This window comes from Arhodomonas sp. KWT (assembly GCF_010993615.1).
Genome location: NZ_WNXE01000812.1, coordinates 1 through 758, shown reverse-complemented (window position 1 = coordinate 758; position 758 = coordinate 1). Strand labels below are relative to the sequence as shown.

At 64.8% G+C, this 758-nt stretch carries 1 protein-coding gene; it reads left to right on the top strand.

What is annotated here, in order from left to right; genetic code table 11:
• Positions 1-12 precede the first annotated feature (12 nt).
• The coding region (locus tag G7A99_RS22600) for a cytochrome c oxidase subunit 3 (RefSeq protein ID WP_163144266.1) at positions 13-758 on the top strand (746 nt) is incomplete at its 3' end.

The window sequence follows — 758 nt, the reverse complement described above, 5'->3', positions numbered from 1 at the left end:
AGGATGGGATCGATGGCACACGCACAGGGTGGGGGGTATTACGTCCCCGACTACAGCTACTGGCCGCTGGTGGCCAGCGCCGGACTGGCCTGCATGGGCGCCGGCGGGGCCGGCTACCTGCAGAGCCTCTCGTGGGGGCCGTATGCGCTTGGCATCGGCCTGGCGATCATGGTCGTGGTCTTTTTCGGGTGGTTCGGCAGTGTCATCCGCGAGGGGCTGTCGGGGCTGTACAGCGACCAGGTGGACATCTCCTTCCGCTGGGGGATGATCTGGTTCATCTTCTCCGAGGTGATGTTCTTCGGCGCGTTCTTCGGCGCGCTGTTCTATGCGCGGATGCTCTCCGTGCCGTGGCTCGGCGGTGCCGACCCGGCCACCAGCAAGGTCCTGTGGGATTCGGTGGCCCTCAACTGGCCGACCGCCGGCCCGGGCATGACCGGGCTCGAATTCGAACCCATGGGTGCGTGGCCGCTGCCGAGCATCAACACCATCATCCTGCTGACCTCCGGCGTGACGCTGACTATCGGTCACCACGCGCTCAAGGCCGGTGAGCGCGGCAAGCTGGTGCTGGCGATGATCGCCACCATCCTGCTCGGTGCCTCGTTCGTGAGCCTGCAGGCCTACGAGTATTTCGAGGCCTGGACCCACATGAACCTGCAGCTCGGTACCGGTATCTACGGTTCGACGTTCTTCATGCTCACGGGCTTTCACGGCGCTCACGTGATCATGGGCACGATCATGCTCACCGTGATCGCACTGCG